Genomic DNA, 25,163 nt, shown 5'->3' on the forward strand with positions numbered 1-25,163 from the left:
TACAAACCCGCAAGTTCAGAACAGCGAGCCTTGCGCGTCGTCGTCGGGCTTGCGTCCGCTGCGCGCGCCGCGGAGGGAACCGACTGGCGGCGCAGGCGGGACGAACTGCGAGGTGTCCAGATCGAAGCGGTGATAGCGGAAGCCCAGCCGCTCGGCCGCCTTGTGGAAGCGCTGGCGCATCAGGTCCGCCCAGACGCCGGTGCCGCGCATCCGCGTGGAGAAATCGGAGTCGTAGTCCTTGCCGCCGCGCATCTCGCGCACGCGATTCATCACGCGCTCGGCCCGGTCGGGAAAATGCGCCTGCAGCCATTGCTGGAACAGTGGCGCGACCTCCCACGGCAGCCGCAGCACGATGTAGTTGGCATAGACCGCGCCGGCCTCGCGCGCGGCCTCCAGCACCCGCTCCAGGTCCGGCTCGGTGATGAAGGGAATCACCGGCGCCACGCTGACGGCGACCGGAATGCCGGCCTCCGACAGCGTGCGGATCGTGCGCAGCCGCCGCGACGGCGTGGCGGCGCGCGGTTCCAGCGTGCGTGCGATCTCGGCATCGAGCGTGGTGATCGTGACTGCGGCCACGGCGAGACGCCGGGCGGCCATCGGCGCCAGCAGGTCGATGTCACGCTCGATCAGCGACGACTTGGTGATCAACGCCACCGGATGGTGGCATTCGTGCAGCACCTCCAGCACGCCGCGCGTGATGCGCTGGGTCCGCTCGATCGGCTGATAGGCGTCGGTGTTGACGCCCAGCGCGATCATCTCGCACCGGTAGGACGGCCGCGACAGCGCCTCGCGCAGCCGCTCGGCGGCATTGGTCTTGGCGAACAGCTGCGTTTCGAAGTCCAGGCCGGGCGACAGGTCCAGATAGGCGTGCGTCGGCCGCGCGAAGCAATAGATGCAGCCGTGCTCGCAGCCGCGATAGGGATTGAGCGAGACGCCGAACGGGATGTCGGGCGACGAATTCCGGCTCAGGATCGAGCGCGCCTGCTCCTGGGTCACGCGGGTGATCAGCCTGGGCGGCGCCGCTTCGGCGGCCGTGTCGTCGTTCCCTTCGCGCCGCGGAGCCTCGGCCGGCGCCAGGGCTTCCAGCTCGCCCCAGCCGTCGTAGAACGGCTCGCGCGTGTCGCGCTCGAAGCGGCCCTGCAGATTGCTGACCGCGCCCCGCCCCTTCAGCGGCCGCGGCGGCGGCTGCAGCGGCGTGGGATCGTCCGCGACATCCTCCACGGGCCGGTCGGATTCGCGCGGGCCGTGGTGGCGCCCCTTGCGCTCGGTGTCCTTCATTTCATGCAGGCTGGCCCTTCTCGTCGACCGGGATGGCCAGCGTCTCCTTGATCTCTTCCATCACGACATAACTCTTGGACTGCGCCGCCCCCGGGAGTTGCAGCAGGATGTCGCCGAGCAGCCGGCGATATTCGCCGATTTCGCGGATGCGCGCCTTGATCAGGTAGTCGAAATCGCCCGACACCAGATGGCATTCCATCACCTCCGGGATGCGCAGCACCTCGCGCCGGAACTGCTCGAACATGTTGCCGGCCTTGTTGTTCAGCGTGATCTCGACGAAGACGAGCAGCGCGCTGCCCAGCAGGGCCGGATTCAGGCGGGCGTAGTAGCCCATGATGACACCGTCGCGCTCCATTCGCTTGACCCGCTCGATGCACGGCGTGATGGTCAGCCCGACCGTCTCGGCGAGGTCCTTCATCGAGATGCGGCCATCGGCCTGCAGCAGCGCCAGGATGCGGCGATCGAGGCGGTCCAGGCCGCGTACCGGCAGACGGGTCGTTCTCATGAATTTTTCCTTTTTCGTGGAAATTTTCGGTAAATATGACTGGATTGATTCCAATACTATAGCGGAAAGTCCTTCATTCAATCGTCATCCTGGTTGGGGTCCCATCGCAATGCGTGTTCTCGTTCTTGGCAGTGGCGTGATCGGCGTCACCAGCGCCTGGTATCTGGCCAGGGCCGGCCATGAGGTCACCGTGATCGACCGCGAAGCGGCGCCGGCGCTTGGCACCAGCTTCGCCAATGCCGGCCAGATCTCCCCCGGCTATGCGTCGCCGTGGGCCGCACCCGGCGTGCCGCTCAAGGCGATCAAGTGGATGTTCCAGCAGCATGCGCCGCTGTCGATCCGGCCCGACGGCACGCTGTTCCAGCTGCAGTGGATGTGGCAGATGCTGATGAACTGCAGCGCGGACCGCTATGCCGTCAACAAGGAGCGCATGGTGCGGCTGGCCGAATACAGCCGCGACTGCATCCGCGCACTGCGCGCCGAAACCGGGATCGCCTACGAAGGCCGGCAGCAAGGCACGTTGCAGGTCTTCCGCACCGACGAGCAACTCGAGGGCGCGGCCAAGGACATTGCCGTGCTCGAGGAAGCCGGCGTGCCCTATCAATTGCTGTCGCGCGAGGATCTCGCCGCGAGCGAACCGGCGCTGGCCGCGGTCAGCCACAAGCTGACCGGCGGGCTGCGCCTGCCCAACGACGAAACCGGCGACTGCCAGCTGTTTACCCAACGGCTGGCGGCGATGGCCGAGGGCCTGGGCGTGCAGTTTCTGTACAACCGTTCGATCGACGGCCTGATGACGCAGGGCAGCGCCGTCACGGGCGCCATCGTCGGCGGGGAGCCGATCTTCGCCGATGCGGTGGTGGTGGCGCTGGGCAGCTGGTCGACCCCGTTCGTCAAGGAGTTCGTCAGGATTCCGGTCTATCCGCTGAAGGGGTTCTCGATCACCGTGCCGATGACCGATGCCGAGCGCAGCCCGGTGTCGACCGTGCTGGACGAGACCTACAAGGTGGCGATCACCCGCTTCGACGACCGCATCCGCGTCGGCGGCATGGCGCAGATCGTCGGCTATGACCGCTCGCTCGATCCGGCCAAGCGGCGCACGCTGGAACGCGTGGTGACGGACCTGTTCCCCGGCTCGGGCGACGTGGCCCGGGCCTCGTTCTGGACCGGCCTGCGCCCGATGACGCCGGACGGCACACCGATCGTCGGCCCGACCCCGGTCAAGGGCCTGTGGCTCAATACCGGCCACGGCACGCTGGGCTGGACCATGGCATGCGGCTCCGGCAAGCTGCTCGCCGATCTGGTGTCCGGCGCTTCGCCGGCGATCCGTGCCGACGATCTGTCGGTGGCGCGCTATCTGCGCCAGACGCAGCGGCATCCGGCGCCGCGGCCCGCCACGGCGTAAGGCCCCCGCGGAGAGTCGCACCAACAAAAAGACGGCCAACGGCCGTCTTTTTTCATTGCGTGTGCGGCAGTTAGAACTGTGCCTCGCTCAGCGCCATCGCCGCCGGCGCGCCCGCCACGATCGCATCGCGAATGCCGCCCGCCTGCGACAGCACGTGCTCGGCAAAGAAATGCCCGGTGGCGATCTTGGCCTCGTGGAAGGCCGGATCCTCGGCACGCTTGGCGTCGGCGGCCAGCATCGCGCGGCCCAGCTGCCAGCCCGACAACACGATGCCGCACAGCTTCAAGTACGGCACGCTGCCGGCAAACGCCGCATTGGGATCGCTCTTGCCATTGGCCACGATGAAGTCGATCGCCTGCTCCAGCGCGGCGCGGCCCTTGGCCAGTTGCGCCTGCATCGCGACAAACGGTGCGCCGCCATGCGCGGCCAGCGCGGCCTCGGTCTCTGCAATCCGGGCGCAGATGCCGCGCGCGACCGCACCGCCATCGCGCACCGTCTTGCGGCCGACCAGATCGTTGGCCTGGATCGCGGTGGTGCCCTCGTAGATCGGCAGGATGCGCGCATCGCGATAGTGCTGCGCGGCGCCGGTCTCCTCGATAAAGCCCATGCCGCCATGGACCTGCACGCCAAGGCTGGTCACGTCGATCGACAGCTCGGTGCTCCAGCCCTTGATGACCGGGACCAGGAACTCGTAGAAGGCCTGGTTCTCGCGCCGTACCGCCTCGTCCGGATGCTGGTGGGCGGTGTCGCACGCCGCCGCGCCGACGTAGGCCAGCGCGCGCGCCCCTTCCGTCAGCGCCCGCATCGTCATCAGCATGCGGCGCACGTCGGGATGATGAATGATGGTGACCGCCTGCCGCGCCGAGCCATCGACCGGCCGGCTCTGCACGCGCTCGCGCGCATAGGCCACGGCCTGCTGATAGGCCCGCTCGGACACCGCGATGCCCTGCATGCCGACCGAGAAGCGGGCCGCATTCATCATGATGAACATGTACTCGAGGCCGCGGTTCTCCTCGCCGACCAGCGTGCCGATGGCACCGCCGTGGTCGCCGAACTGCAGCACCGCGGTGGGGCTGGCCTTGATGCCGAGCTTGTGTTCGATCGACACGCAATGCACGTCGTTGCGCGCGCCCAGCGAGCCGTCGGCGTTGACCAGGAACTTCGGCACGATGAACAGCGAGATGCCCTTGACCCCTTCCGGCGCATTCGGCGTTCTGGCCAGCACCAGATGCACGATGTTCTCCGCCATGTCGTGCTCGCCGTAGGTGATGAAGATCTTGGTGCCGAACAGCTTGTAGGTACCGTCGCCCTGCGGCTCGGCGCGCGTGCGCACCGCGGCCAGGTCGGAGCCGGCCTGCGGCTCGGTCAGGTTCATCGTGCCGGTCCACTGGCCGGAGATCAGCTTCGGCAGGAAGGCCTGCCGTTGCGCGTCGCTGCCGGCGGTCAGCAGCGCCTCGATGGCGCCGTCGGTCAGCAGCGGGCACAGCGCGAACGACAGGTTGGCCGAGTTCAGCATCTCGTTGCAGGCGGTGGCAATCAGCTTGGGCAAACCCTGGCCGCCGAATTCCTGCGGATGCAGCACGCCCTGCCAGCCGCCTTCGCCGAACTGGCGGAAGGCTTCCTTGAAGCCGGGCGTGGTGGTCACCGCGCCGTCCTTCCAGCTGCTCGGCTCGATATCGCCGGCGCGGTTCAGCGGCGCGATCACCTGCTCGGTGAACTTGGCCGCTTCCTCGAGCACCGCCTGCGCGGTGTCGGCGGTCGCTTCCTCGAAGCCCGGCAATTGGCTGACGGCATCCAGCCCGGCCAGTTCGTTGATCGCGAACAGCATGTCCTTGAGCGGGGCGCGGTAGGTCATCGAAGTCTCCGTTATCGCGATGGGTCGCGGCAGCTTGCTGACTGCGACCGTTCGATGCAGCGTATAAAAAAGCCGCTCGCGGGCGGGCCCGGAACGGCTTGTCTTGGCTTGTCCTTCTTCTTGTATGCGTGGCTTCGGCAGGCCACGGCACCGGGCGGCACCGCGGCCCGCTCGCGATCAGCCCAGGGCGGCCACCAGCTCCGGCACCACGGTGTTCAGATCGCCCACCAGGCCGTAGTCCGCCACGGAGAAGATCGGCGCCTCGGCATCCTTGTTGATCGCGACGATCACCTTGGAGTCCTTCATGCCGGCCAGATGCTGGATCGCGCCCGAGATACCGACGGCAATATACAGCTGCGGCGCGACGATCTTGCCGGTCTGGCCGACCTGGTAGTCGTTCGGCACGAAGCCCGCGTCGACCGCGGCGCGCGAGGCGCCCAGCGCGGCGCCCAGCTTGTCGGCCAGCGGCGTCAGCACCTTGGTGTAGTTCTCGCCCGAGCCCACGCCACGGCCGCCCGACACGATGATCTTGGCGGCGGTCAGTTCGGGACGGTCGCTCTTGGTGACTTCGCGCGACACGAATTGCGAGATGCCGGCATCGGCCGCGGCGGGCACGGTGTCGACCGAGGCCGAGCCGCCTTCCGCGGCGGCCGGATCGAACGCGGTGCCGCGCACGGTGATCACCTTGATCTTGTCCGAGGACTTGACCGTGGCGATCGCGTTGCCGGCATAGATCGGACGCTCGAAGGTGTCCGGGCCGTCGACCCTGGTGATGTCCGACAGCTGCGCCACGTCGAGCTTGGCGGCGACGCGCGGCAGGATGTTCTTGCCGTAGGCGGTGGCCGGGGCCAGGATGTGGCTGTAGTCGCTGGCGATCGCCAGCACCTGCTCGGCGACGTTCTCGGCCAGGCCTTCGCCGAAGTACGGCGCATCGGCCAGCAGCACCTTGGAGACGCCGGCGATCTTCGCGGCGGCCTCGGCGGCGGCCTGGGCGTTGGCGCCGGCCACCAGCACGTGGACGTCGCCGCCGCACTGGGCCGCGGCGGCCACGGTGTTCAGGGTCGCGCCCTTGATCGATTGGTTGTCGTGTTCAGCAATGACGAGTGCAGTCATGTTCGTATCTCCTGGCGCGCTTAGATGACCTTGGCTTCGTTCTTGAGCTTCTGCACCAGCGTCGCAACGTCCGGCACCATCACACCCGCGCTGCGCTTGGGCGGCTCGACGACCTTCAGCGTCTGCAGACGCGGCGCCACGTCGACGCCCAGGTCTTCCGGCTTCACGGTTTCCAGCGGCTTCTTCTTGGCCTTCATGATGTTCGGCAGCGTGACGTAGCGCGGCTCGTTCAGGCGCAGGTCGGTGGTCACCACCGCCGGCAGCTTGACCGACAGCGTTTCCAGGCCGCCGTCGACTTCGCGCGTGACGGACGCCTTGCCATCCGCGATCACGACCTTCGAGGCGAAGGTGGCTTGCGGCAAGCCGGCCAGCGCGGCCACCATCTGGCCGGTCTGGTTGGAGTCGTCGTCGATCGCCTGCTTGCCCAGGATCACCAGCTGCGGCTGCTCCTTGTCGATCAGCGCCTTCAGCAGCTTGGCCACGGCCAGCGGCTGCAGCTCTTCGTTGCTTTCGACCAGGATGCCGCGGTCAGCGCCGATCGCCATCGCGGTACGCAGCGTTTCCTGGCATTGCGCCACGCCGCAGGAGACCGCCACCACCTCGGTGGCCACGCCCGCTTCCTTCAGGCGGACCGCCTCTTCCACGGCGATCTCGTCGAACGGGTTCATGCTCATCTTCACGTTGGCCAGGTCGACGCCCGAGCCATCGGACTTCACACGGACCTTGACGTTGTAGTCAACCACGCGCTTGACTGCGACGAGTACTTTCATGCGCTCACTCCACTGATTGTCAGAAATTTGGTTCGCTCGCCATTATAACCATCGGGTCGGCGGCCCCCGGAATTTTCGAACGACCGTACTATTTTATCGGCAAAGAATTGCCGGGCATAGCCCGGCAACCGATTTGGTGAACCGTATTGTGCCGCAGAAACCCCATCGCGGCACAGACGTGACGGCCGGTTTCGAGGTTTTGTTCGATACCCGGCCGCTACGTGGTCGATCCGTGGCTTACCAGGCCGTGATCACCGAATCCTTGAACGTCTTGGTGACGTACTGCTTGATCTCCGGCGAGTGGTAGGCCTTGATCAGCTTGGCGACCCAAGGCTTGTTCTTGTCGGCCTCGCGCACGGCGATCAGGTTCGCATACGGACCCTTCGGACCTTCCATCGCGATCGCGTCCTTGGTCGGCGACAGGCCGGCCGATTCCGCGTAGTTGCCGTTGATGGCGGCGGCGTCCAGATCGTCCAGCGAGCGCGGCAGTTGCGCGGCATCCAGTTCGACGATGCGCAGCTTCTTCGGATTCACGACGATGTCCAGCGGCGTGGCCTTCAGGCCGGCATCGGCACGCAGCTTGATCACGCCCTTGCTCTGCAGCAGCAGCAGGCCGCGGCCGCCATTGGTGGGGTCGTTCGGCACGCCGACGCGGGCGCCCTGCTTGAGCTGGTCGAGCGACTTGATCTTCTTCGAGTAGACGCCCATCGGGAACGTCACGGTGTAGCCGACGTTGGCGAACTTGTAGCCGCGGTCCTTCATCTGCGCCTCGAGATACGGCAGATGCTGATAGCTGTTGGCGTCGAGGTCGCCGGCGGCCAGCGCGGCGTTGGGCTGAATGTAGTCGCTGAACTCGACCACCTGGATATTGAGGCCATCCTTGGCGGCGACCTTCTTGACCTGTTCCATGATCTGGGCGTGCGGACCACCGGTGACGCCGATCTTGATCGGCTTGTCCTGCGCCACCGCGGCGGTGGCGAGGCTGGCACCGAGCGCGGCGCCGATGATCCATTGCAGCAGGCTACGACGTTGCATGTCTGACTTCCTTTGCGATGCGTTCTGGGTTGAATTCGGGGTAAGGCAAAAACGATACGAAAACGGCGGCCGGCGTGGCGCTCAGCGATGGCTGATCCGGCGAACCAGCCAGTCGCCGAAGCTCTGCACCGCCTGTACCAGCACGATCAGGATCAGTACCACCGCCACCATCACCTCGGTGATGTAGCGCTGATAGCCATAGCGGATGCCGAGGTCGCCCAGGCCGCCGCCGCCGATCGCGCCGGCCATGGCCGAATAGCCGACCAGGCTGACGAACGTGATGGTCAGGCCGGCGACGATGCCGGGCATGGCTTCGGGCAGCAGCACCTTCCAGACGATCTGCCCGGTGCTCGCGCCCATCGATTGCGCGGCCTCGACCAGGCCCTTGTCGACCTCGCGCAGCGCGCTCTCGACCAGCCGCGCGATGAACGGGATCGCCGCGATCGTCAGCGGCACCACGGCCGCCGCGGTGCCGATCGACGAGCCGGCCAGGAAGCGCGTGAACGGAATCACCACCACCAGCAGGATGATGAACGGGATCGAGCGCACCGCATTGACGACCACGCCGATCAGGCGGTTGAACAAGGGGTGCGCCAGCGGACCGCCGCGGTCGGTCAGATGCAGCACCACGCCGAGCGGCACACCGAGCAGCGCGCCAATGACGCCCGAGATGCCGACCATCACCAGGGTCTCGCCCAGCGAGGTCACAAACAGGTCGAACAGCTCAGACCACATGCTCGTACTCCTCCACCACCACGCCCTGCTCCTGCAGGAATGCCATTGCCGCCTTGACGTTGTCGGTCTCGCCGGTAGCCATGATGGCCAGCGAGCCGAAGGCCTGTCCCTGGATCTCGTCGATATGTCCGTGCAGGATGTTGAAGTCCAGCCCGTAGCGGCGGATCGCCTGCGCCAGCACCGGCTGGTCGACGCCCTCGCCGGTAAAGGCGAGGCGATAGACGTGATCGCGCCCGTTGCCGAGCCGGCTTTCGACGCGCTTGAGCACGCTGGCCGGCAGCTCCTGCGAGATCACGTCGCCGATCATCGCGCGCGTGACCGCATGCTGCGGACGCAGGAACACGTCGATGACCTGACCCTGCTCGACCACGCAGCCCGCATCGAGCACCGCGACGCGGTCGCACACCTGTTTGATGACCTCCATCTGGTGCGTGATCATCACGATGGTCAGCCCCAGATCGCGGTTGATCTGCTTGAGCAGATCGAGGATGGAGCGCGTGGTCTCTGGGTCGAGCGCGGAGGTGGCCTCGTCCGACAGCAGCACCTTGGGCTTGCTGGCCAGCGCCCGTGCGATGCCGACGCGCTGCTTCTGCCCGCCGCTGATCTGCGCCGGGTAGCGGTCCTTCAGCGCCGACAGTCCGACCAGGTCCAGCAGCGGCAGCACGGTCGCCGCGATCTCGTCGCGGCCCTTGCCGGCCAGCTCCAGCGGCAGCGCCACGTTGTCATAGACCGTGCGCGAGGACAGCAGGTTGAAATGCTGGAAAATCATGCCGATCTCGCGGCGCGCCTGCCGCAGCGCCGAGGCGTCGAGCGCGGTCAGATCCTGCCCGGCGACGATCACGCGGCCGGCGGTCGGACGGTTCAGCAGATTGATGGCGCGCACCAGCGTACTCTTGCCGGCGCCGCTGCGGCCGATGATGCCGAAGACTTCGCCTGGCGCGATGGACAGGCTGACATCCCGCAATGCGTGCACATCCCCGGTCGCACCGGGGAATCGCTGCGAGAGACCTTGCAGTTCGATCATGAGACAGAGCGAAAAGAAAACGGCAACAGCCGGGACGGGGTCTCCAGCGCTGCTGCCGCATTTATCGTTTTTTGAATGTAACGGGGTATTTTAAGCGATCCGCTTCTTACCAGAAACGACTTTTTGCCGATGTCTTTAGATGGAAAGGGAATAAGGGACGCGGTTCGAGTGCCGGGATGTCAACCCGCGCGCCAGGCCGGCGGCCGCTTGTCGATGAACGCCTGCACCCCTTCCAGCGCCGATTCGTCCATCATGTTGCACGCCATGGTCTGCCCGGCCAGCTGATACGCGGCTTCCACGCCCATCTCCAGCTGGCGGTAGAACAGCCCCTTGCCGGCCGCGATCGCCGCCGCCGGTTTGGCGCAGATGCTGGCGGCCAGCTTCGCCACTTCGTCATCGAGTTCGGCGGCCGGCACCACCCGGTTGACCAGGCCGCGCGCCTGCGCCTCCTGTGCGCCCATCATCTCGCCGGTCAGCAGCATCTCCATCGCGTGCTTGCGATGCAGATTGCGCGACAGCGCCACACCCGGCGTCGAGCAGAACAAGCCCAGGTTGACGCCCGACACGGCAAAGCGCGCATCGTCGGCGGCCACCGCCAGATCGCACATCGCCACCAGCTGGCAGCCGGCCGCAGTGGCGATGCCGTGCACGCGCGCGATGACCGGCTGGGGCATGCGCTGGATCGCCAGCATCATGCGCGTGCAACGGTCGAACAGGCGGCGGTAGTAATCGTGCGATGGCTGGGCGCGCATCTCGCGCAGATCGTGGCCGGCGCAGAACGCCCGGCCGGCCCCGGCCAGCACCACCACGCGCACGGCGGGATCGGCGGCGATGCGGGTCAGCGCCTCGGTCACGGCATCGATCAGCGCCTCGGACAGCGCGTTGAAGGCGTCGGGGCGCTGCAGCGTCAGGCGAACCACGCCGGGGGCATCTTCGCCTTGCAGCAGCGGCGCCTCGGCGGCTTGCACGTGTTCCGATTCGGCCATGATGGTCTCCTGTTGTCGTGCTGCGGTGGAAGGAGTGCGTTTGCCCTACCGCTCCAGCAGCACCTTCAGATGCGCCAGCACGCTGCGTCCCAGCGCGCTGAGGTTGTAACCGCCTTCCAGGCAGCTGACGATGCGCCCCTGCGCATGCTGCCGCGCCAGCGTCATCAGCTCCGTCGTGATCCACGCATAGTCCTGTTCCACCAGCCCCATCTGTCCGAGGTCGTCCTCGCGATGCGCATCGAAGCCGGCGGAAATGAACAGCATCTGCGGACGGAAGGCCTGCAGGCGCGGCATCCAGATCGTCTCGACCACCTCGCGCACCGCCATGCCGTTGGTATAGGCCGGCAGCGGAATATTGGCCATGTTGTTGGCGACGTGTTCGGTGCCGCTGTACGGGTAGAACGGATGCTGGAAGAAGCTGCACATCAGCACACGCTCGTCGCCGCGGAAGGCCGCCTCGGTGCCGTTGCCGTGATGCACGTCGAAGTCGATGATGGCCACGCGCTCGAGCCCGTGCGCGTCGAGCGCATGGCGGGCGGCGATGGCGACGTTGTTGTAGAAGCAGAAGCCCATCGCACGGTCGGGCTCGGCGTGATGGCCCGGCGGCCGCACGCAGCAGAACGCGTTTTCGAGCTCGCCGGCGATCACCGCATCGGTGGCGGCCACCGCGGCACCGGCCGCGTGCGTGGCCGCGGCCAGCGTATGCGCGTTCATCGCCGTATCGGGATCGATCGCATGGTAGCCGCTGGCGGGACTGGCTTCGTGCAGTCCGTCGACATAGCCGGGCAGGTGCACGCGTTCGATCTGTTCGCGGCTGGCCGCGGGCGCCTCGCGGCGGTCCAGCAGGCCGTCGATGCCGTGCGAGATCAGATGGTCTTCGATGGCGGTCAGACGTTCCGGGCACTCGGGATGGAACTGCCCCATCTCGTGCAGCAGGAATTCGGGATGCGTGTAGTAGCCGGTCGGCATGGGATTTCAGCGCGTTTATCGAGGCGTTGTTGGGCGCGTGGCGGGCACCTGTCGCGGTGCGCCGCTGTCTCCATCCCCGTACGTTAGCACAGCGGATGCCGGGGCAACGCGGCGGCCGCCTTGGTCGCCGGCTCGTATCGCACCGTGATGTTTCGTGCCAGACGCCTCCGCTATACTCGGTCCGACTTGCAAAGGACACCATGACCGAACACACGCGTACCCTGCGCCGCCCTCTGCTGGGCGCCGCGCTCTGCTCCGTGGCGCTTGGCCTGTGCGGCGCCACCCCCTCGCTGCTGGCCGCCGGCAAGCGCCGTGTCAGCTTCCAGGAAGAAGAAATCGATCCCGGCCGCTATCGCAACGGCAACAACCCGCAGGCGGCCGCCTTCATCGACGAGATGGTCGCGAAGCACAGCTTCTCGCGCGCGACCCTGAACGACTGGTTCGGCCAGGCCGTCTACTCGGCCACGGTGGCGCGCCTGATCATGCCGCCGGCCACGCCGGGCCGCAAAAGCTGGCGCGCCTACCGTTCCCGCTTCATCGAACCGATCCGCATCAACGCGGGCGTGCGCTTCTGGCAGCAGCACCGCGACACGCTGCGGCGGGCCGAAAGCGAGTTCGGTGTGCCGGCCTCGGTGATCGTCGGCATCATCGGCGTCGAGACGATCTACGGACGCGACATGGGCAACTTCCGCGTGCTCGACTCGCTGTCGACGCTGGCCTTCGACTATCCCGATACGCCCAATCGCGCCAGCCGCTCGGCCATGTTCCGTGCGCAGCTGCAGGACTACCTGCTGTGGTGCCGCGATACCCGCACCGATGTGTTCTCGGTGCTCGGCTCGTACGCGGGCGCGATCGGCATTCCGCAGTTCATGCCGACCAGCCTGCGCGAATACGCGACCGACTTCGACCGCGATGGCCATGTCGACCTGCGCAACAGCCCGGTCGATGCGATCGGCAGCGTCGGCCGCTTTCTGCAGCTGCACGGATGGGAGCCGGGCCGGCCGGTGGTATGGCGGATGGCGCAGGACGAAGGCAGCCGCGGCATCGCGGCGGCCGCGGCCGATGGCGAACCGTGGCCGACGCGCACACTGAATCAGCTGACGCGCGCGGGCCTGCGGCTCGACGAGCCGATCGACGTGGCGCGCGAAGGCGAAACCGGGGTACTGGTGGTGGACCTGCCGACGCCCGATGCGCCGACCGACTACATGATCGGGCTGCGCAACTTCTATGTGCTGACGCGCTACAACCGCAGCTTCTTCTACGCGCTGGCGGTGTATCAGCTGGGCGAGGCCGTCAAGGCCGCGATGGTGTAAAGACCGGCCGGCGCGTTACGCTGCTTCAGCGGGCAGCGCCGGCGTTCATCGATCCGGGGCGCATTGGCCCAGGTTCATTGACCCAGGTTCATTGACCCAGGCTCAAGCGGGGAAGACGCCGGTCGACAGATAGCGGTCGCCGCGATCGCAGACGACGAACACGATGGTCGCGTCGCGCACCTCCTCGGCGATCCGCAGCGCCACGCACAGCGCGCCGGCGGCCGAGATACCGCAGAAGATGCCTTCCTCGCGCGCCATGCGGCGAGCCATATGTTCGGCATCGGCCTGGCTGACCGGCTCGGTGCGATCGATATGGCGTGGATCGTAGATCTTCGGCATATAGGCTTCCGGCCATTTGCGGATGCCCGGAATGCGCGAGCCTTCGGCCGGTTGCGCGCCGACGATCTGGATCGCCGGATTCTGTTCCTTCAGATAGCGCGACACGCCGGTGATGGTGCCGGTGGTGCCCATCGCCGAGACGAAATGCGTGACGCGGCCTTCGGTGTCGCGCCAGATTTCCGGACCGGTGGTCTCGTAGTGGGACTGCGGATTATCGGGATTGGCGAACTGGTCGAGGATGATGCCCTTGCCGTCGCGCTCCATCGAATCGGCCAGATCGCGCGCGTATTCCATGCCGCCCTTGACCGGGGTCAGGATGATCTCGGCGCCGTAGGCGGCCATGCTCTGGCGGCGCTCCATGCTCAGATCCTCCGGCATGATCAGCACCATCTTGTAGCCACGGATCGCGGCTGCCATTGCCAGCGCGATGCCGGTATTGCCGGACGTCGCCTCGATCAGCGTGTCGCCGGGCTTGATGCGGCCGCGCGCTTCGGCGCGCGCAATCATCGACAGCGCCGGACGGTCCTTGACCGAGCCCGCGGGGTTGTTGCCTTCGAGCTTGCCCAGAATCACATTGCCACGCTCGGCGGTGGCGGCTCCGGGAATACGCTGCAATTGCACCAGCGGCGTGTTGCCGATGGTGTCTTCGATCGTCTTGTAGGCCATGATGGGGCGAGTCCAAATGTCGGCGCCCATTGTAATGCAGTCGTCATGACCCTGCCGTCGGCCGGGGCGGCAGGCGCCGGCGGGGCAGCGATCCGCGATGGTGCTGCCCCGGCGCCAGTTTGCATCAGACGCGCGCGCGGCCCTTGCCGAGCAGGTGGTACAGCAGGATCGCGCCGAAGGTAGCGGTGCCGATCCCGCCCAGCGTCATGCCGCCGAAGCGCAGCGTCAGATCGCCGGCGGCGACCGTCAGCGTGGCGCCGACCGTGATCAGGTTGCGCGAATCCGAGAAGTCGACTCGGTTCTCGACCCAGATCCGGCCGGCGGTGGCGGCGATCAGACCGAACACCACGATGGTCAGGCCGCCGATCACCGGGCCGGGAATCGTCAGGATCAGCGCACCGAACTTGGGCGAAAAGCCGAGCAGGATGGCGACCAGCGCCGCCACCACGAAGATCAGCGTCGAATAGATCCGCGTCACCGCCATCACGCCCATGTTCTCGGCGTAGGTGGTCACGCCGGTACCGCCGCCAGCGGCCGACAGCATCGTCGCCACGCCGTCGCCGATGAAGGCGCGGCCGATGTACGGGTCCAGATTGCGGCCCGTCATCACGCCGATCGCCTTGATATGGCCCAGGTTCTCCGCCACCAGCACGATCGCCACCGGCGCGATCAGCAGCATCGCATTCAGTTCGAACACCGGCGTGGTGAAGGCCGGCAGGCCGAACCAGCTGGCGCTGGCGACGCCGGAGAAGTCGATCGGCTTGCCCAGGCCGAACGCATTGGCGCACACCCAGTAGGCCAGATAGCCGATCAGGCCGCCGATCAGCACCGGCAGCCGGCCGATCATGCCGGGCGCGCGCACCGCGACCAGCCCGACCGCGACCACGGTCAGCAGACCGATCCAGGTATCGAGCGCCGCGGCGCTGACGGCCTTGACCGCGACCGGCGCGAGATTGAGCCCGATCGCGGCGACGATCGCGCCGGTCACGACCGGCGGCATCAGCCGCTCCACCCAGCCATAGCCGGCGGCCTGCACCACCAGACCGATGACCGTATAAAGCAGACCGGCGGCGATGATGCCGCCCAGCGCCAGCGGGATGTTGGGATTGGGGCCGCTGCCGGCATAGCCGGTGGCCGCGATCACGACCGCGATGAAGGCGAAGCTGGAACCGAGGTAGCTGGGCACGCGGCCACGTACGCACAGGAAGAAGATCAGCGTGCCGATGCCCGAGAACAGGATCGCGATATTGGGATTGAAGCCCATCAGGATCGGCGCGATCGCGGTCGAGCCGAACATCGCCACCACGTGCTGGATGCCTGCCAGCACCGTCTGCCCAGCCGGCAGCCGCTCATCCGGCGCGATCACGCCCTCGGTCTTCAGTGTCCAGCGCGGCAGGAATCCCGCCTCGTCGCCATTCGCCATCGTTCAGCTCCCGTTCTGAGGTGGCCGCTGGCGCGCCGCGCCCGGCCGTTATTGGTCATGTGTTGTGGTCCGCAGGGCCCGGCATGCGTCCCCGGTGGCTCCCGGATCGCGCCTGGCGCCGCCGGCTCGCTTCGCTCTCGACGCTTCCCTCTCCATCGAGAGACGAACGAGGCGCCCTGCCGCAGCGCCCGCATCATACTCCCTGGTCCAGGGCCTGCGAAGCGCCACGGCGTCCGATTGGCGGCACCGATTGGCGGCACCGCGACATTGCCGTGCCGCTCAGGCGTTAGCACGAGCCATGCCCGCACAGGGTGTGGCGATGGGCGCCGTGCCGCTCAGTGCGCGGTCCTGGCGGCCTTGCCTGAGCCCTTGCCGGCCGGCGCGACTGCCGCCGCCGTCGGCGCGGCAGCGGTCGTCTTGCCGCCCTTGACGCCAGGCAGCGTCGCACCCTTGCCGATGTTCAGCCCCTCGCCCTGCAGACGCACGACGGACTTCGGCCCCAGCCCCTTGACCCGCTCGGCCAGATCGTTGGCGTCCTTGAACGCGCCCTGCTTGCCGCGCTCCTCGACGATCCGGCGCGCCATCGCCGGTCCGATACCCTTGACCGTGGTCAGCGCCGCCTCGTCCGCACTGTTGACATCGACAGCGGCCAGCGCACCGCCGGCGAGCGCCATCGACAGGCCCAGGCTACATGCCAGCGCCAGCAAGGTTTGCTTGATCATGAACAGGCTCCTTCTCCGGTGACCGGAGTTCGGCTTGGTTGGCGATGCCCGGACGGGCATGCCGCCCCGCCGTCGCGACGGGGTAGGCCGAGAATAAGAGCCAAGGGGACTCGCGGCGCGCCATGCAACAAATGTTGACGCGAGCTGAGGCGATTTGGTGGGGAAACGACAGTGGAGAAGCGACCACGGGTAAGCACCGGGCGGTCGCCCGGGCTTCAGCCGCCGCGCTCGAGCAGCCAGCGGCAATAACGCGCCACGCCTTCTTCCACCGTATAGAACGGCGCGGTATAGCCCGCACCGCGCAGCCGCGACACATCCGACTGCGTGAAGCACTGGTATTTGCCGCGCAGCGCATCGGGGAACTTGATGTATTCGATCAGCCCTTCCTGCTCCATCTCGTCCAGCGTCAGCGGCGGCTTGCCTTCCGCGCCGCGCAGCGTGTTGACCACGGTGGTGGCGATGTCGTTGAACGGCTGCGCGCGTCCGGTGCCGAGATTGAAGATGCCGGACTTCTCGGGATGGTCCAGGAAGAACAGATTGACCTTGACCACGTCCTCGACCGAGACGAAATCGCGGCTGTGCCCACCGGGGCCATAGCCGCCGTATTCGCCGAACAGCTTGACGGTGCCGTCGGCGCGGAACTGGTTGAAGTTGTGGAAGGCCACCGAGGCCATGCGGCCCTTGTGGCCCTCGCGCGGACCGTAGACGTTGAAGTAGCGAAAGCCCACGATCTGCGAGTGCGCGTTCGGCAGCGTGCGCCGCACCAGCTGGTCGAACAGGAACTTCGAGTAGCCGTAGACGTTCAGCGGCTTCTCGTATTCGCGGTCTTCCTTGAAGGTCTGCGAGGCGCCGTAGGTGGCGGCCGACGAGGCATAGAGAAACTGCACGCCTTGTTCCAGGCACGCCTGCATCAGCGCCTTGGTGTAGCGGTAGTTGTTCTCCATCATGTAGCGGCCGTCGGTCTCCATCGTGTCCGAGCAGGCGCCCTCATGAAAGATCGCGCGGACCTTGCCGAATTCGCCGCGCGCGAAGCGGTCCAGGAAGTCGGTCTTGTCCAGATAGTCGGCGATCTCGCAATCGACCAGGTTATGGAACTTGTCGGCGCGGGTCAGGTTGTCGACCGCGATGACGTTGTTCTCGCCGCGCTCGTTCAGCCCCTTGACGAGGTTGCTGCCGATGAAACCGGCGGCGCCGGTGACGATGATGGTCATGGTGAATCCAGCCAGTGATAAGGGCGCGCGCGTCAGCCTTGCGCCGCGCCGAACAGTTCGGGATAGCTGACCACGGCCGTGCCCAGCTTGCCGACCACGATGCCGCCGGCGCGATTGGCGTGCTGCACCGCTTCCTTCAGCGGAATGCCGGCGCCCAGCATCGTGGCCAGCGTCGCGATCACGGTATCGCCGGCGCCCGACACATCGTAGACCTCGCGCGCCTGCGCGGAGACGTGCAGCACTTCGGCCTCGGTGTACAGCGTCATGCCTTCCTCGGAGCGCGTCAGCAGCAGCGCTTCCAGTTGCAGCGCGCGGCGCAGGTTCTGCGCGCGGATGGTCAGGTCGGCCTCGGTCTTCCAGGCACCGACCACATGGCGCATCTCGGCGCGGTTCGGCGTGATCAGCGTGGCGCCGCGGTAGCGCGAATAGTCGTCGCCCTTCGGGTCGACCAGCACCATCTTGCCGGCGGCGCGGCCGCCTTCGACCATGCGCGAGACATGGGTCAGCCCGCCCTTGCCGTAGTCGGACAGCACCAGCACCTGGTAGTCGCCGATCAGCGCCTGGAAACGGTCCTGCACCGACAGCAGCACCTCGTGCGCCGGCGGGTTCTCGAAGTCGACGCGCAGCAGCTGCTGCTGGTGCGCGACCACGCGCAGCTTGATCGTCGTATTGACGGTGCGGTCGCGGTACAGATACGGCTGGACGTGTTCCGCGGTCAGCAGGTTCTCCAGCATGCTGCCGGGCTCGTCGTCGCCGACCACGCCCAGCATGCCGACCGACGCGCCCAGCGCGGCCGCGTTGCGCGCCACGTTGGCGGCGCCGCCCAGGCGCTCCTCGCTGCGCTTGACCTGCACCACCGGGACCGGGGCTTCCGGCGAAATCCGGTCGACATCGCCGAACCAGTAGCGGTCCAGCATCATGTCGCCCACCACCAGGATGCGCGATTGCTGGATCTGTTCGCGAGAGATCGGGTTCCTGTTCATGAGCTTCCTTTCTGGCCGGCACGCCGCCTGGCGGCCGCACCGGCATGTTGCGTCAGGCCGCCGCCGCGGGCCGGCCGATCGCGTGATATTCGATGCCGGCCTCCTGCATCGCGGCCGGCTCATACAGATTGCGCCCGTCGAACACGACCGGCGTCTTCAGGCGCCGCCGGATCTGCGCGAAATCCGGGCTGCGGAACACCTTCCATTCGGTGACGATCGCCAGCGCGTCGGCGCCATCGAGCGTCTCCATCTGCGCGTCGCAGAACGTCACGCGCTCGAAACCGCCCTCGATCTCGGCCAGATCGTGCGCCAGCGCGCGCCGCGCTTCCTGCATCGCGACCGGATCGTGCACCCGCAGCGACGCGCCGCGCGACACCAGATCGCGCGCCAGCACCCGCGACGGCGCCTCGCGCATGTCGTCGGTATTGGGCTTGAACGCCAGGCCCCAGATCGCGAAGGTGCGCCCGCTCAGGTCCTCGCCGAAGCGCCGCACGACCTTGTCGCCGAGCACGCGCTTCTGCGCGTCGTTGACCGCCTCGACCGCCTCCAGCACGCGCATCGGCTTGCCGCTGGCCGCCGCGGTGCGCATCAGCGCCTGCACGTCCTTCGGAAAGCACGAGCCGCCGTAGCCGGCACCGGCATAGAGGAAACTGTAGCCGATCCGCGGATCCGAGCCGATTCCGAGCCGCACCAGCTCGATATCGGCGCCGACCTCGTCGGCCAGGTTGGCCAGCTCGTTCATGAACGAGATCCGCGTCGCCAGCATCGAGTTGGCCGCGTACTTGGTGAATTCGGCCGAGCGCACGTCCATGTAAAAGGTCCGCTCGTGATTGCGGTTGAACGGCGCGTACAGCTGCCGCATGATCGCCTTCGCATGGCGGCCGGCCGCGTCGTTGTTGCAGCCCAGCACGATGCGGTCCGGACGCATGAAGTCTTCGACCGCGGCCCCTTCCTTCAGGAATTCGGGATTGGAGACCACCGAGAACTGCAGGTCTTCCAGCCCGCGCGTGGCCAGTTCCTCGCGGATCGCCGCGGCGACGCGGTCGCCGGTGCCGACCGGCACGGTCGACTTGTCGACCACGATCTTGAAGCCGGTCATATGCCGGCCGATGTTGCGCGCGGCGGCCAGCACATATTGCAGATCGGCCGAGCCGTCCTCGTCGGCCGGCGTGCCGACCGCGATGAACTGCACATCGGCATGGTCGACCGCGGCGGCGACGTCGGTGGAAAACACCAGCCGTCCCGCCTCGCGGTTGCGCTGGATCAGGTCCTTCAGTCCGGGCTCGTAAATCGGCACGCCGCCGTCGTTGAGCAGCGCGATCTTTTCTTCATCGACGTCGAGGCAGAACACATCGTTGCCGAGCTCGGCGAGACAGGCACCGGTGACCAGGCCGACATAACCGCTGCCGATGATGGTGACTTTCATGAGGACGACTCCGTGAGACGGGGCGGATCAGGCTGGACGGGGCTCAGCCGAGCGCTTCGGTGCGCCGCGGCGCGTAGGATTCCCAGCGGTTGCAGCCGGGACATTGCCAATAGAACAGGCGCGCGCGGAAGCCGCATTCGCGGCAGGTGTAGCGCGCGAGATTGCGGGTGCGCAGCTGCAGCAGGTCGCGGATCGCGGCATCCTCCTGCGCGGTCGCGGTGGCGTTGGCCGTCGTCGCGTCGCCGGCGGGCGCTTCGGCAGCCGGCGCGCCATTGCCTTCGCCGACGTCCGCCGTCGCCGGCTCGGGCGCGGCCAGGGCGGCGCGCGCATCGAAGTAGCGCGTCAGCGCCTGCAGCGACGGCTGGCGGCGCAGCTGTTCGCGCATCAGCGTCGCGGCGGCGGCCGGGCCGGCGAGTTCGAGTTCGGTGCGATAGGCGGTATCGAGCAGTTCGGCGGCAAGGCCGGTCTTGAGCAGGCCGCGCAGCCATTCGAGCGCCTTGCCCTGTTCGCCCAGGTCGCGATACGCCTTGACCACGCGATCGGCGACCAGCGGCAGATAGCTGGCGTCCTGGCGTTCGATGCCGAGCCAGTGGCCCAGCGCCGCGCCGAGATCGCCCGACGCCATCGCGACGTCGCCGAGCAGGATCGGCGCGCGCACGTTCTTCGGATTCTCACGCAGCGCCTGCTCGAGCCAGCCGATCGCCTCGTCGGGCTGCTTGCGCTGCAGCGCGTCCTGCGCCAGCTCGCAGCAGAACTGCGCGATCTGCACGCTGTAGTCCTGCTGGGTCGCGCTCTGCAGCTCGCGCGCGGCGTCGATCGCCTTGCGCCACTCCTTCTCGACCTCGTACAGCTCCAGCAGCACGCGCTTGGCCGAGGCCGCATAGGGGCCGGACATCAGCGCACGCAGCGCGTCCTCGGCGCGGTCCAGCAGGCCGGCGCGCAGATAGTCCTGTCCCAGTTCATACAGCGCGTGCTCGCGCTCGGTGTCGGGCAGATCGGGACGCGTGGCCAGGTTCTGATGCACGCGGATCGCGCGCTCGGTCTCGCCGCGGCGGCGGAACAGCGCGCCCAGCGCGAAATGCAGTTCTGTCGTTTCCGGATCGAGCCGCGCAACTTCGATAAAGGCGTCGATGGCCTTGTCCGGCTGCTCGTTGAGCAGGAAGTTCAGGCCCTTGAAATACGAGCGCGGCAACGCGCCCTGCTCGCTGATCGCCTGCCGCAGGTCGAGGCGGGCCGCCATCCAGCCGAGCCCGAAGACGAGCGGAAGGGCGAGCAGCCACCAGGTTTCAAAATTCATTGCTTAGACTTTCGGGCCGATTACGTTGTAAGGCGCCACGGCCTTGGGGGAAGACGCGCCGGCGCCGTCGCCGGCCGGCGTGCGCGCATTGCCGACCGCACGGCGCAGGCGGGCAATCTCCAGGCGCTGGCGCATCAGGCTCGGCGCCACCGAGATCAGCGCGGCCAGCGCGCCGAGCACGAAGGCGGCGAGCAGGATCAGGATCAGGGGCGCGCGCCAGACCGCATCGAAGAACAGCTGCAGCGACACATCGGCGGTATTGCGCAGGGCGAGCACGAACAGCAGCGCGAACAGGACGATACGGATAATCCAGGCGACAAGTTTCATGCGATTGACGAGGTGTCTGCGGTGTGGCGGCGAGGTGGCGACGAGGCGGCGACGGTGAGTCCGTGCGCAGGTCCGGTTGCCGCTTCGGGATGTCGAACCGGCAGGCCGGCCGCGGGCGGCGGCTCCCCGGCATTGTAGCGGAATCGATTGGCGCACACGGCGCGATCGAGGCCCCCGCTGCGGGCGCTTGGTCCGCTCCTTCGGGATACGGACAGGTCACTCAGACTCGTCCATCGGCACCGCGGTTCCGCGTTGTCGAACACGGCGCGCATAAAAAAAGCGCTCCTTGCGGAGCGCTTTTCGATTTCCGTGGCCGGCTTCGTTGCCGAAGCCGGCTGGAACTCAGGACTGCGCCAGATTCAGGCCGGAGCCTTCCTGCTGGACGCCAGGCATCGCGGTGCCATGCAACGGACCGCGTTCGCCGCCGAGCGGGACATGCCCGTTGGCGGCGGCGCTGCCGTTGCCGTTGCCGTTCAGGCTCAGCGCGGTGCCATCGACACCGTGGCCGCCGTTGCCATTGCCATTGACACCGTGTTCGCCGTTACCGCTGCCGTTGCCGGTCGCCGGATTGCGGTCGACCCGCTCGCGCAATTCCTTGCCCGCCTTGAAGTGCGGCACCCGTTTTTCGGGCACCAGCACCCGCTCACCGGACTTGGGATTGCGCCCCACACGCGGCGGCCTGCGATTCAGACCGAAGCTGCCGAACCCGCGGATCTCGATGCGATGGCCATCGGCCAGCGCATCGGACATCGCGTCGAGGATCGTTTTGACCGAGATGTCCGCATCCCGCAGCAGCAACTGCGGAAAGCGGGCAGCCAGCTTTTCGACGAGCTCGGACTTGGTCATGGCATCCGCGCGTGAGTTGGACGGTCGCGATCGACGCGATTACTGGTTGTCCTGGCCCAGCTTGGCCTTCAGCAGCGCGCCCAGGTTGGTCGTGCCAGCCGTGCCGGTGTCGGCCTGGAACTTCTGCATGGCTTCCTGCTGCTCAGCCGAGTCCTTGGCCTTGATCGACACGTTGATGTTGCGCGACTTGCGATCGATGTTGACGATCACCGCGGTCACCTGCTCGCCTTCCTTCAGCACGTTGCGGGCGTCCTCGACACGGTCGGCCGAGATTTCCGAGGCGCGCAGATAGCCTTCGACGTCGTCGGCCAGCTGGACCACGGCACCCTTCGGATCGACGGTCTTGATCGTCGCGGTGACGATCGAGCCCTTGTCATTGGCCGAGATGAAGTTGTTGAACGGATCGCCCGACAGCTGCTTGATACCCAGCGAGATGCGTTCCTTGTCCACATCGATGCCCAGCACCACGGCCTCGACTTCGTCGCCCTTCTTGTACTTGCGCACGGCCTCTTCGCCGGACTCCTGCCACGACAGGTCCGACAGGTGCACCAGGCCGTCGATGCCGCCCGGCAGACCGATGAACACGCCGAAGTCGGTGATCGACTTGATCTGGCCGGTCAGCTTGTCGCCCTTCTTGTGGTTGCGGCTGAAGTCGTCCCACGGATTGGCCTTGCACTGCTTCATGCCCAGGCTGATACGACGCTTGTCTTCGTCGATATCCAGCACCATGACTTCGACTTCGTCGCCCAGCTGGACGACCTTGGACGGGGCCACGTTCTTGTTGGTCCAGTCCATTTCCGACACGTGCACCAGGCCTTCGATGCCGGCTTCGATCTCGACGAACGCGCCGTAGTCGGTCAGGTTGGTGACCTTGCCGAACAGGCGGGTGCCTTGCGGGTAGCGGCGCGAGATGCCGACCCACGGATCTTCGCCCAGCTGCTTGACGCCCAGCGAGACGCGGTTCTTCTCCTGGTCGAACTTGAGGATCTTGGCGGTGATTTCCTGGCCAACCGACAGCACTTCGCTCGGATGGCGAACGCGGCGCCATGCCAGGTCGGTGATGTGCAGCAGACCGTCGATGCCGCCCAGGTCGACGAACGCACCGTAGTCGGTGATGTTCTTGACGATGCCGTTGACGATGGCGCCTTCCTTCAGGGTTTCCATCAGCTTCTGGCGCTCTTCGCCCAGGGTCGCCTCGACCACCGCGCGGCGCGACAGCACCACGTTGTTGCGCTTGCGATCCAGCTTGATGACCTTGAATTCCAGGGTCTTGCCTTCGTACGGCGTGGTGTCCTTGATCGGACGGACATCGACCAGCGAACCCGGCAGGAACGCGCGGATGCCGTTGACCATCACGGTCAGGCCGCCCTTGACCTTGCCGGTCACGGTACCCGAGATGATTTCGCCGTCTTCCAGCGCCTTCTCGAGGTTCAGCCACGATGCCAGGCGCTTGGCCTTGTCGCGGGACAGAATGGTGTCGCCATAGCCGTTCTCGAGCGCGTCGATGGCCACGGAAACGTAGTCGCCGGCCTGCACTTCGAGTTCGCCCTGGTCGTTCAGGAACTCCTCCACCGGCACGAAGGCTTCAGACTTCAGGCCGGCGTTGACGACCACGAAATTGTGGTCGATCCGCACCACTTCGGCGGAAATCACTTCGCCAGCCTTCATATTGGAGCGGGCGACGGATTCCTCGAACAGTGCGGCAAAGGATTCGTTGTTTTGCAGGTCGGACATAAACGTAAGTTAGCAATCCGCAATACCGTGGCCGGCGCGACGATCACGCTCAGTCTGCCAGGGTAGCGGGGTCAGGTTGAACCATGCCGGCGGCCCGTTCCGCCCGCAAGCGCGATCGTTGTCGCGTTCGCTGCGGCCGGCTGCCGGCGCCCCATGCTGCGGCGCGGTCACCCCTGGGTCAGCGGACCCAGTTCGGCGTGCCACGCCAGCACCTGCGCCACTGCCTGATCCACCGTCATGTCGGAGGTGTCGAGCAGCCGCGCATCTTCCGCGGGACGGAGCGGCGCGGCGGCACGGGAACGGTCCCGCGCGTCGCGTGCTTCCAAATCACGCAAAAGGTTTTCGATACTAGCAGAAATTCCCTTATCAATCAATTGTTTATAGCGCCTGCGCGCGCGTGCCTCGACGCTGGCGGTCAGGAACACCTTCAGCCGCGCGTCCGGGAAGATCACGGTGCCCATGTCGCGGCCGTCGGCCACCAGCCCGGGCAGCTTGCGAAAGCCGCGCTGCAGTGCCGTCAACGCATCACGAACGGGTTGATGGACCGCCAGGGCCGATGCCCGGTTGCCGATCGCCTCGGCGCGGATGGCCAGACTGACCTCCTCGCCGGACAGCCAGACCCGGTCCGGGCCGAACTTGACATCGAGGCGGCCCGCCAGGTTTGCAAGAGCCGCCACGTCGGCCTCGTCGATGCCGGCGCGTTCGCTGGCCAGCGCCACCAGACGGTACAGCGCCCCGCTGTCGAGCAGATGGAAGCCCAGCGCGTCGGCGACCTTGTGCGCCACGGTTCCCTTGCCGGAGGCCGTTGGCCCGTCGATGGTGACGACTTCAGCGATAGTCATTTCTTATCAAAACGAAAGCAACGATCAATTTCTCGATCTAATTGAGAACCATTATCATTCTTCCATCGGTAGGGAGCGTCGATCGGCGGCTCCCGCAGACCAACGAGGCAATCTACCATGGCAAAAACCCTGTCGTTCGGCATCATGCACCTTGGCATCGCGTTCAGCGTGACCTATGCGCTGACGGGCAGCCTTGCCATCAGCGGTGCCGTCACCTTCATCGAACCGGCCGTCAACACGGTCGCCCACTACTTCTTCGACCGGTACTGGGAAAAGCGCGAGCGGCGCAAGGCAGCACAGGCCGGAACGCCCGCTCACGCCCAGCAGGACGCCGCGATGGCGGTGGCGCCGGCACATTGAGC

24 protein-coding genes are annotated in these 25,163 nt (G+C 66.8%); 3 read left to right on the forward strand and 21 right to left on the reverse strand.

Features of this window, described 5'->3' with window-relative positions; translation table 11 throughout:
* Positions 1–15 precede the first annotated feature (15 nt).
* Complete coding sequence (locus J5T34_RS03315; protein ID WP_208578584.1) at positions 16–1,278, reverse strand: PA0069 family radical SAM protein; 1,263 nt, start codon at positions 1,276–1,278, stop codon at positions 16–18.
* 1 nt (position 1,279) lies between these two features.
* Entirely contained in the window at positions 1,280–1,783 is a 504-nt protein-coding gene (locus tag J5T34_RS03320; protein ID WP_208578585.1) for an Lrp/AsnC ligand binding domain-containing protein, read from the reverse strand.
* Between the two features lie 109 nt (positions 1,784–1,892).
* On the opposite strand from J5T34_RS03320, the gene J5T34_RS03325 reads away from it, so the two are divergent.
* Complete coding sequence (locus tag J5T34_RS03325) at positions 1,893–3,185, forward strand: D-amino acid dehydrogenase (protein ID WP_208578586.1); 1,293 nt, start codon at positions 1,893–1,895, stop codon at positions 3,183–3,185.
* Positions 3,186–3,255: 70 nt separating this feature from the next.
* Here J5T34_RS03325 and J5T34_RS03330 read toward each other — a convergent pair whose 3' ends face one another.
* From J5T34_RS03330 to J5T34_RS03365, 8 genes are all read right to left on the reverse strand, one after another.
* Positions 3,256–5,040, reverse strand: coding sequence for an acyl-CoA dehydrogenase (locus J5T34_RS03330; RefSeq protein WP_208578587.1), 1,785 nt, complete (start codon positions 5,038–5,040; stop codon positions 3,256–3,258).
* Between the two features lie 177 nt (positions 5,041–5,217).
* Entirely contained in the window at positions 5,218–6,153 is a 936-nt protein-coding gene (locus tag J5T34_RS03335) for an electron transfer flavoprotein subunit alpha/FixB family protein (protein ID WP_208578588.1), read from the reverse strand.
* 20 nt (positions 6,154–6,173) lie between these two features.
* Positions 6,174–6,923: an electron transfer flavoprotein subunit beta/FixA family protein gene (locus tag J5T34_RS03340; protein WP_174107449.1), complete on the reverse strand. Its 750-nt coding sequence runs from the start codon at positions 6,921–6,923 to the stop codon at positions 6,174–6,176.
* A 237-nt stretch (positions 6,924–7,160) separates the two neighbouring features.
* Positions 7,161–7,958, reverse strand: coding sequence for a MetQ/NlpA family ABC transporter substrate-binding protein (locus J5T34_RS03345; RefSeq protein ID WP_208578589.1), 798 nt, complete (start codon positions 7,956–7,958; stop codon positions 7,161–7,163).
* An 81-nt stretch (positions 7,959–8,039) separates the two neighbouring features.
* Positions 8,040–8,693 carry a methionine ABC transporter permease gene (locus tag J5T34_RS03350; RefSeq protein ID WP_053821324.1) on the reverse strand — a complete coding sequence of 218 codons (654 nt, stop codon included), beginning with the start codon at positions 8,691–8,693 and terminating at the stop codon, positions 8,040–8,042.
* Positions 8,683–9,717, reverse strand: coding sequence for a methionine ABC transporter ATP-binding protein (locus J5T34_RS03355; RefSeq protein WP_208578590.1), 1,035 nt, complete (start codon positions 9,715–9,717; stop codon positions 8,683–8,685). Before J5T34_RS03355 ends, J5T34_RS03350 begins: the two co-directional genes overlap by 11 nt.
* Before the next feature lie 179 nt (positions 9,718–9,896).
* Complete coding sequence (locus tag J5T34_RS03360; RefSeq protein WP_208578591.1) at positions 9,897–10,703, reverse strand: enoyl-CoA hydratase; 807 nt, start codon at positions 10,701–10,703, stop codon at positions 9,897–9,899.
* 45 nt (positions 10,704–10,748) lie between these two features.
* Positions 10,749–11,672, reverse strand: coding sequence for a histone deacetylase family protein (locus J5T34_RS03365; RefSeq protein WP_208578592.1), 924 nt, complete (start codon positions 11,670–11,672; stop codon positions 10,749–10,751).
* A 200-nt stretch (positions 11,673–11,872) separates the two neighbouring features.
* Between J5T34_RS03365 and mltB the strand changes: the two genes are divergently transcribed.
* Complete coding sequence (gene mltB, locus J5T34_RS03370; protein ID WP_208578593.1) at positions 11,873–12,985, forward strand: lytic murein transglycosylase B; 1,113 nt, start codon at positions 11,873–11,875, stop codon at positions 12,983–12,985.
* A 102-nt stretch (positions 12,986–13,087) separates the two neighbouring features.
* Here mltB and cysM read toward each other — a convergent pair whose 3' ends face one another.
* The 11 genes from cysM to cmk all read right to left on the reverse strand — a co-directional run bounded on the left by cysM (position 13,088) and on the right by cmk (position 24,801).
* A complete protein-coding gene (gene cysM, locus J5T34_RS03375) occupies positions 13,088–13,990 on the reverse strand; it encodes a cysteine synthase CysM (protein ID WP_208578594.1) in 903 nt (300 codons plus the stop codon).
* 124 nt (positions 13,991–14,114) lie between these two features.
* Positions 14,115–15,413 (reverse strand): solute carrier family 23 protein, encoded by a 1,299-nt coding sequence (locus tag J5T34_RS03380; RefSeq protein ID WP_208578595.1) that lies wholly within the window; start codon positions 15,411–15,413, stop codon positions 14,115–14,117.
* 335 nt (positions 15,414–15,748) lie between these two features.
* Positions 15,749–16,135 (reverse strand): ComEA family DNA-binding protein, encoded by a 387-nt coding sequence (locus J5T34_RS03385; protein WP_208578596.1) that lies wholly within the window; start codon positions 16,133–16,135, stop codon positions 15,749–15,751.
* Between the two features lie 215 nt (positions 16,136–16,350).
* Complete coding sequence (rfaD, locus tag J5T34_RS03390; protein WP_208578597.1) at positions 16,351–17,346, reverse strand: ADP-glyceromanno-heptose 6-epimerase; 996 nt, start codon at positions 17,344–17,346, stop codon at positions 16,351–16,353.
* Positions 17,347–17,378: 32 nt separating this feature from the next.
* The gene (gene rfaE1 / locus J5T34_RS03395) at positions 17,379–18,329 is read right to left on the reverse strand and encodes a D-glycero-beta-D-manno-heptose-7-phosphate kinase (RefSeq protein WP_208578598.1); all 951 of its coding nucleotides are present in this window, start codon (positions 18,327–18,329) and stop codon (positions 17,379–17,381) included.
* 52 nt (positions 18,330–18,381) lie between these two features.
* Complete coding sequence (locus tag J5T34_RS03400) at positions 18,382–19,755, reverse strand: UDP-glucose dehydrogenase family protein (RefSeq protein ID WP_208578599.1); 1,374 nt, start codon at positions 19,753–19,755, stop codon at positions 18,382–18,384.
* A 43-nt stretch (positions 19,756–19,798) separates the two neighbouring features.
* Entirely contained in the window at positions 19,799–21,052 is a 1,254-nt protein-coding gene (lapB, locus tag J5T34_RS03405) for a lipopolysaccharide assembly protein LapB (RefSeq protein WP_208578600.1), read from the reverse strand.
* A 3-nt stretch (positions 21,053–21,055) separates the two neighbouring features.
* Positions 21,056–21,379, reverse strand: coding sequence for a LapA family protein (locus tag J5T34_RS03410; RefSeq protein ID WP_208578601.1), 324 nt, complete (start codon positions 21,377–21,379; stop codon positions 21,056–21,058).
* Between the two features lie 342 nt (positions 21,380–21,721).
* Positions 21,722–22,225 (reverse strand): integration host factor subunit beta, encoded by a 504-nt coding sequence (locus J5T34_RS03415; protein ID WP_208578602.1) that lies wholly within the window; start codon positions 22,223–22,225, stop codon positions 21,722–21,724.
* 39 nt (positions 22,226–22,264) lie between these two features.
* Positions 22,265–23,959: a 30S ribosomal protein S1 gene (gene rpsA / locus J5T34_RS03420; RefSeq protein WP_174107434.1), complete on the reverse strand. Its 1,695-nt coding sequence runs from the start codon at positions 23,957–23,959 to the stop codon at positions 22,265–22,267.
* A gap of 167 nt (positions 23,960–24,126) precedes the next feature.
* Positions 24,127–24,801 carry a (d)CMP kinase gene (cmk, locus tag J5T34_RS03425; RefSeq protein ID WP_208578603.1) on the reverse strand — a complete coding sequence of 225 codons (675 nt, stop codon included), beginning with the start codon at positions 24,799–24,801 and terminating at the stop codon, positions 24,127–24,129.
* Between the two features lie 117 nt (positions 24,802–24,918).
* On the opposite strand from cmk, the gene J5T34_RS03430 reads away from it, so the two are divergent.
* Entirely contained in the window at positions 24,919–25,161 is a 243-nt protein-coding gene (locus J5T34_RS03430) for a DUF2061 domain-containing protein (RefSeq protein WP_208578604.1), read from the forward strand.
* The last annotated feature ends 2 nt before the right edge of the window (positions 25,162–25,163 follow it).

Origin of the sequence: Cupriavidus gilardii (assembly GCF_017598945.1) — a bacterium.
GTDB classification, from domain to species: domain Bacteria; phylum Pseudomonadota; class Gammaproteobacteria; order Burkholderiales; family Burkholderiaceae; genus Cupriavidus; species Cupriavidus gilardii_E.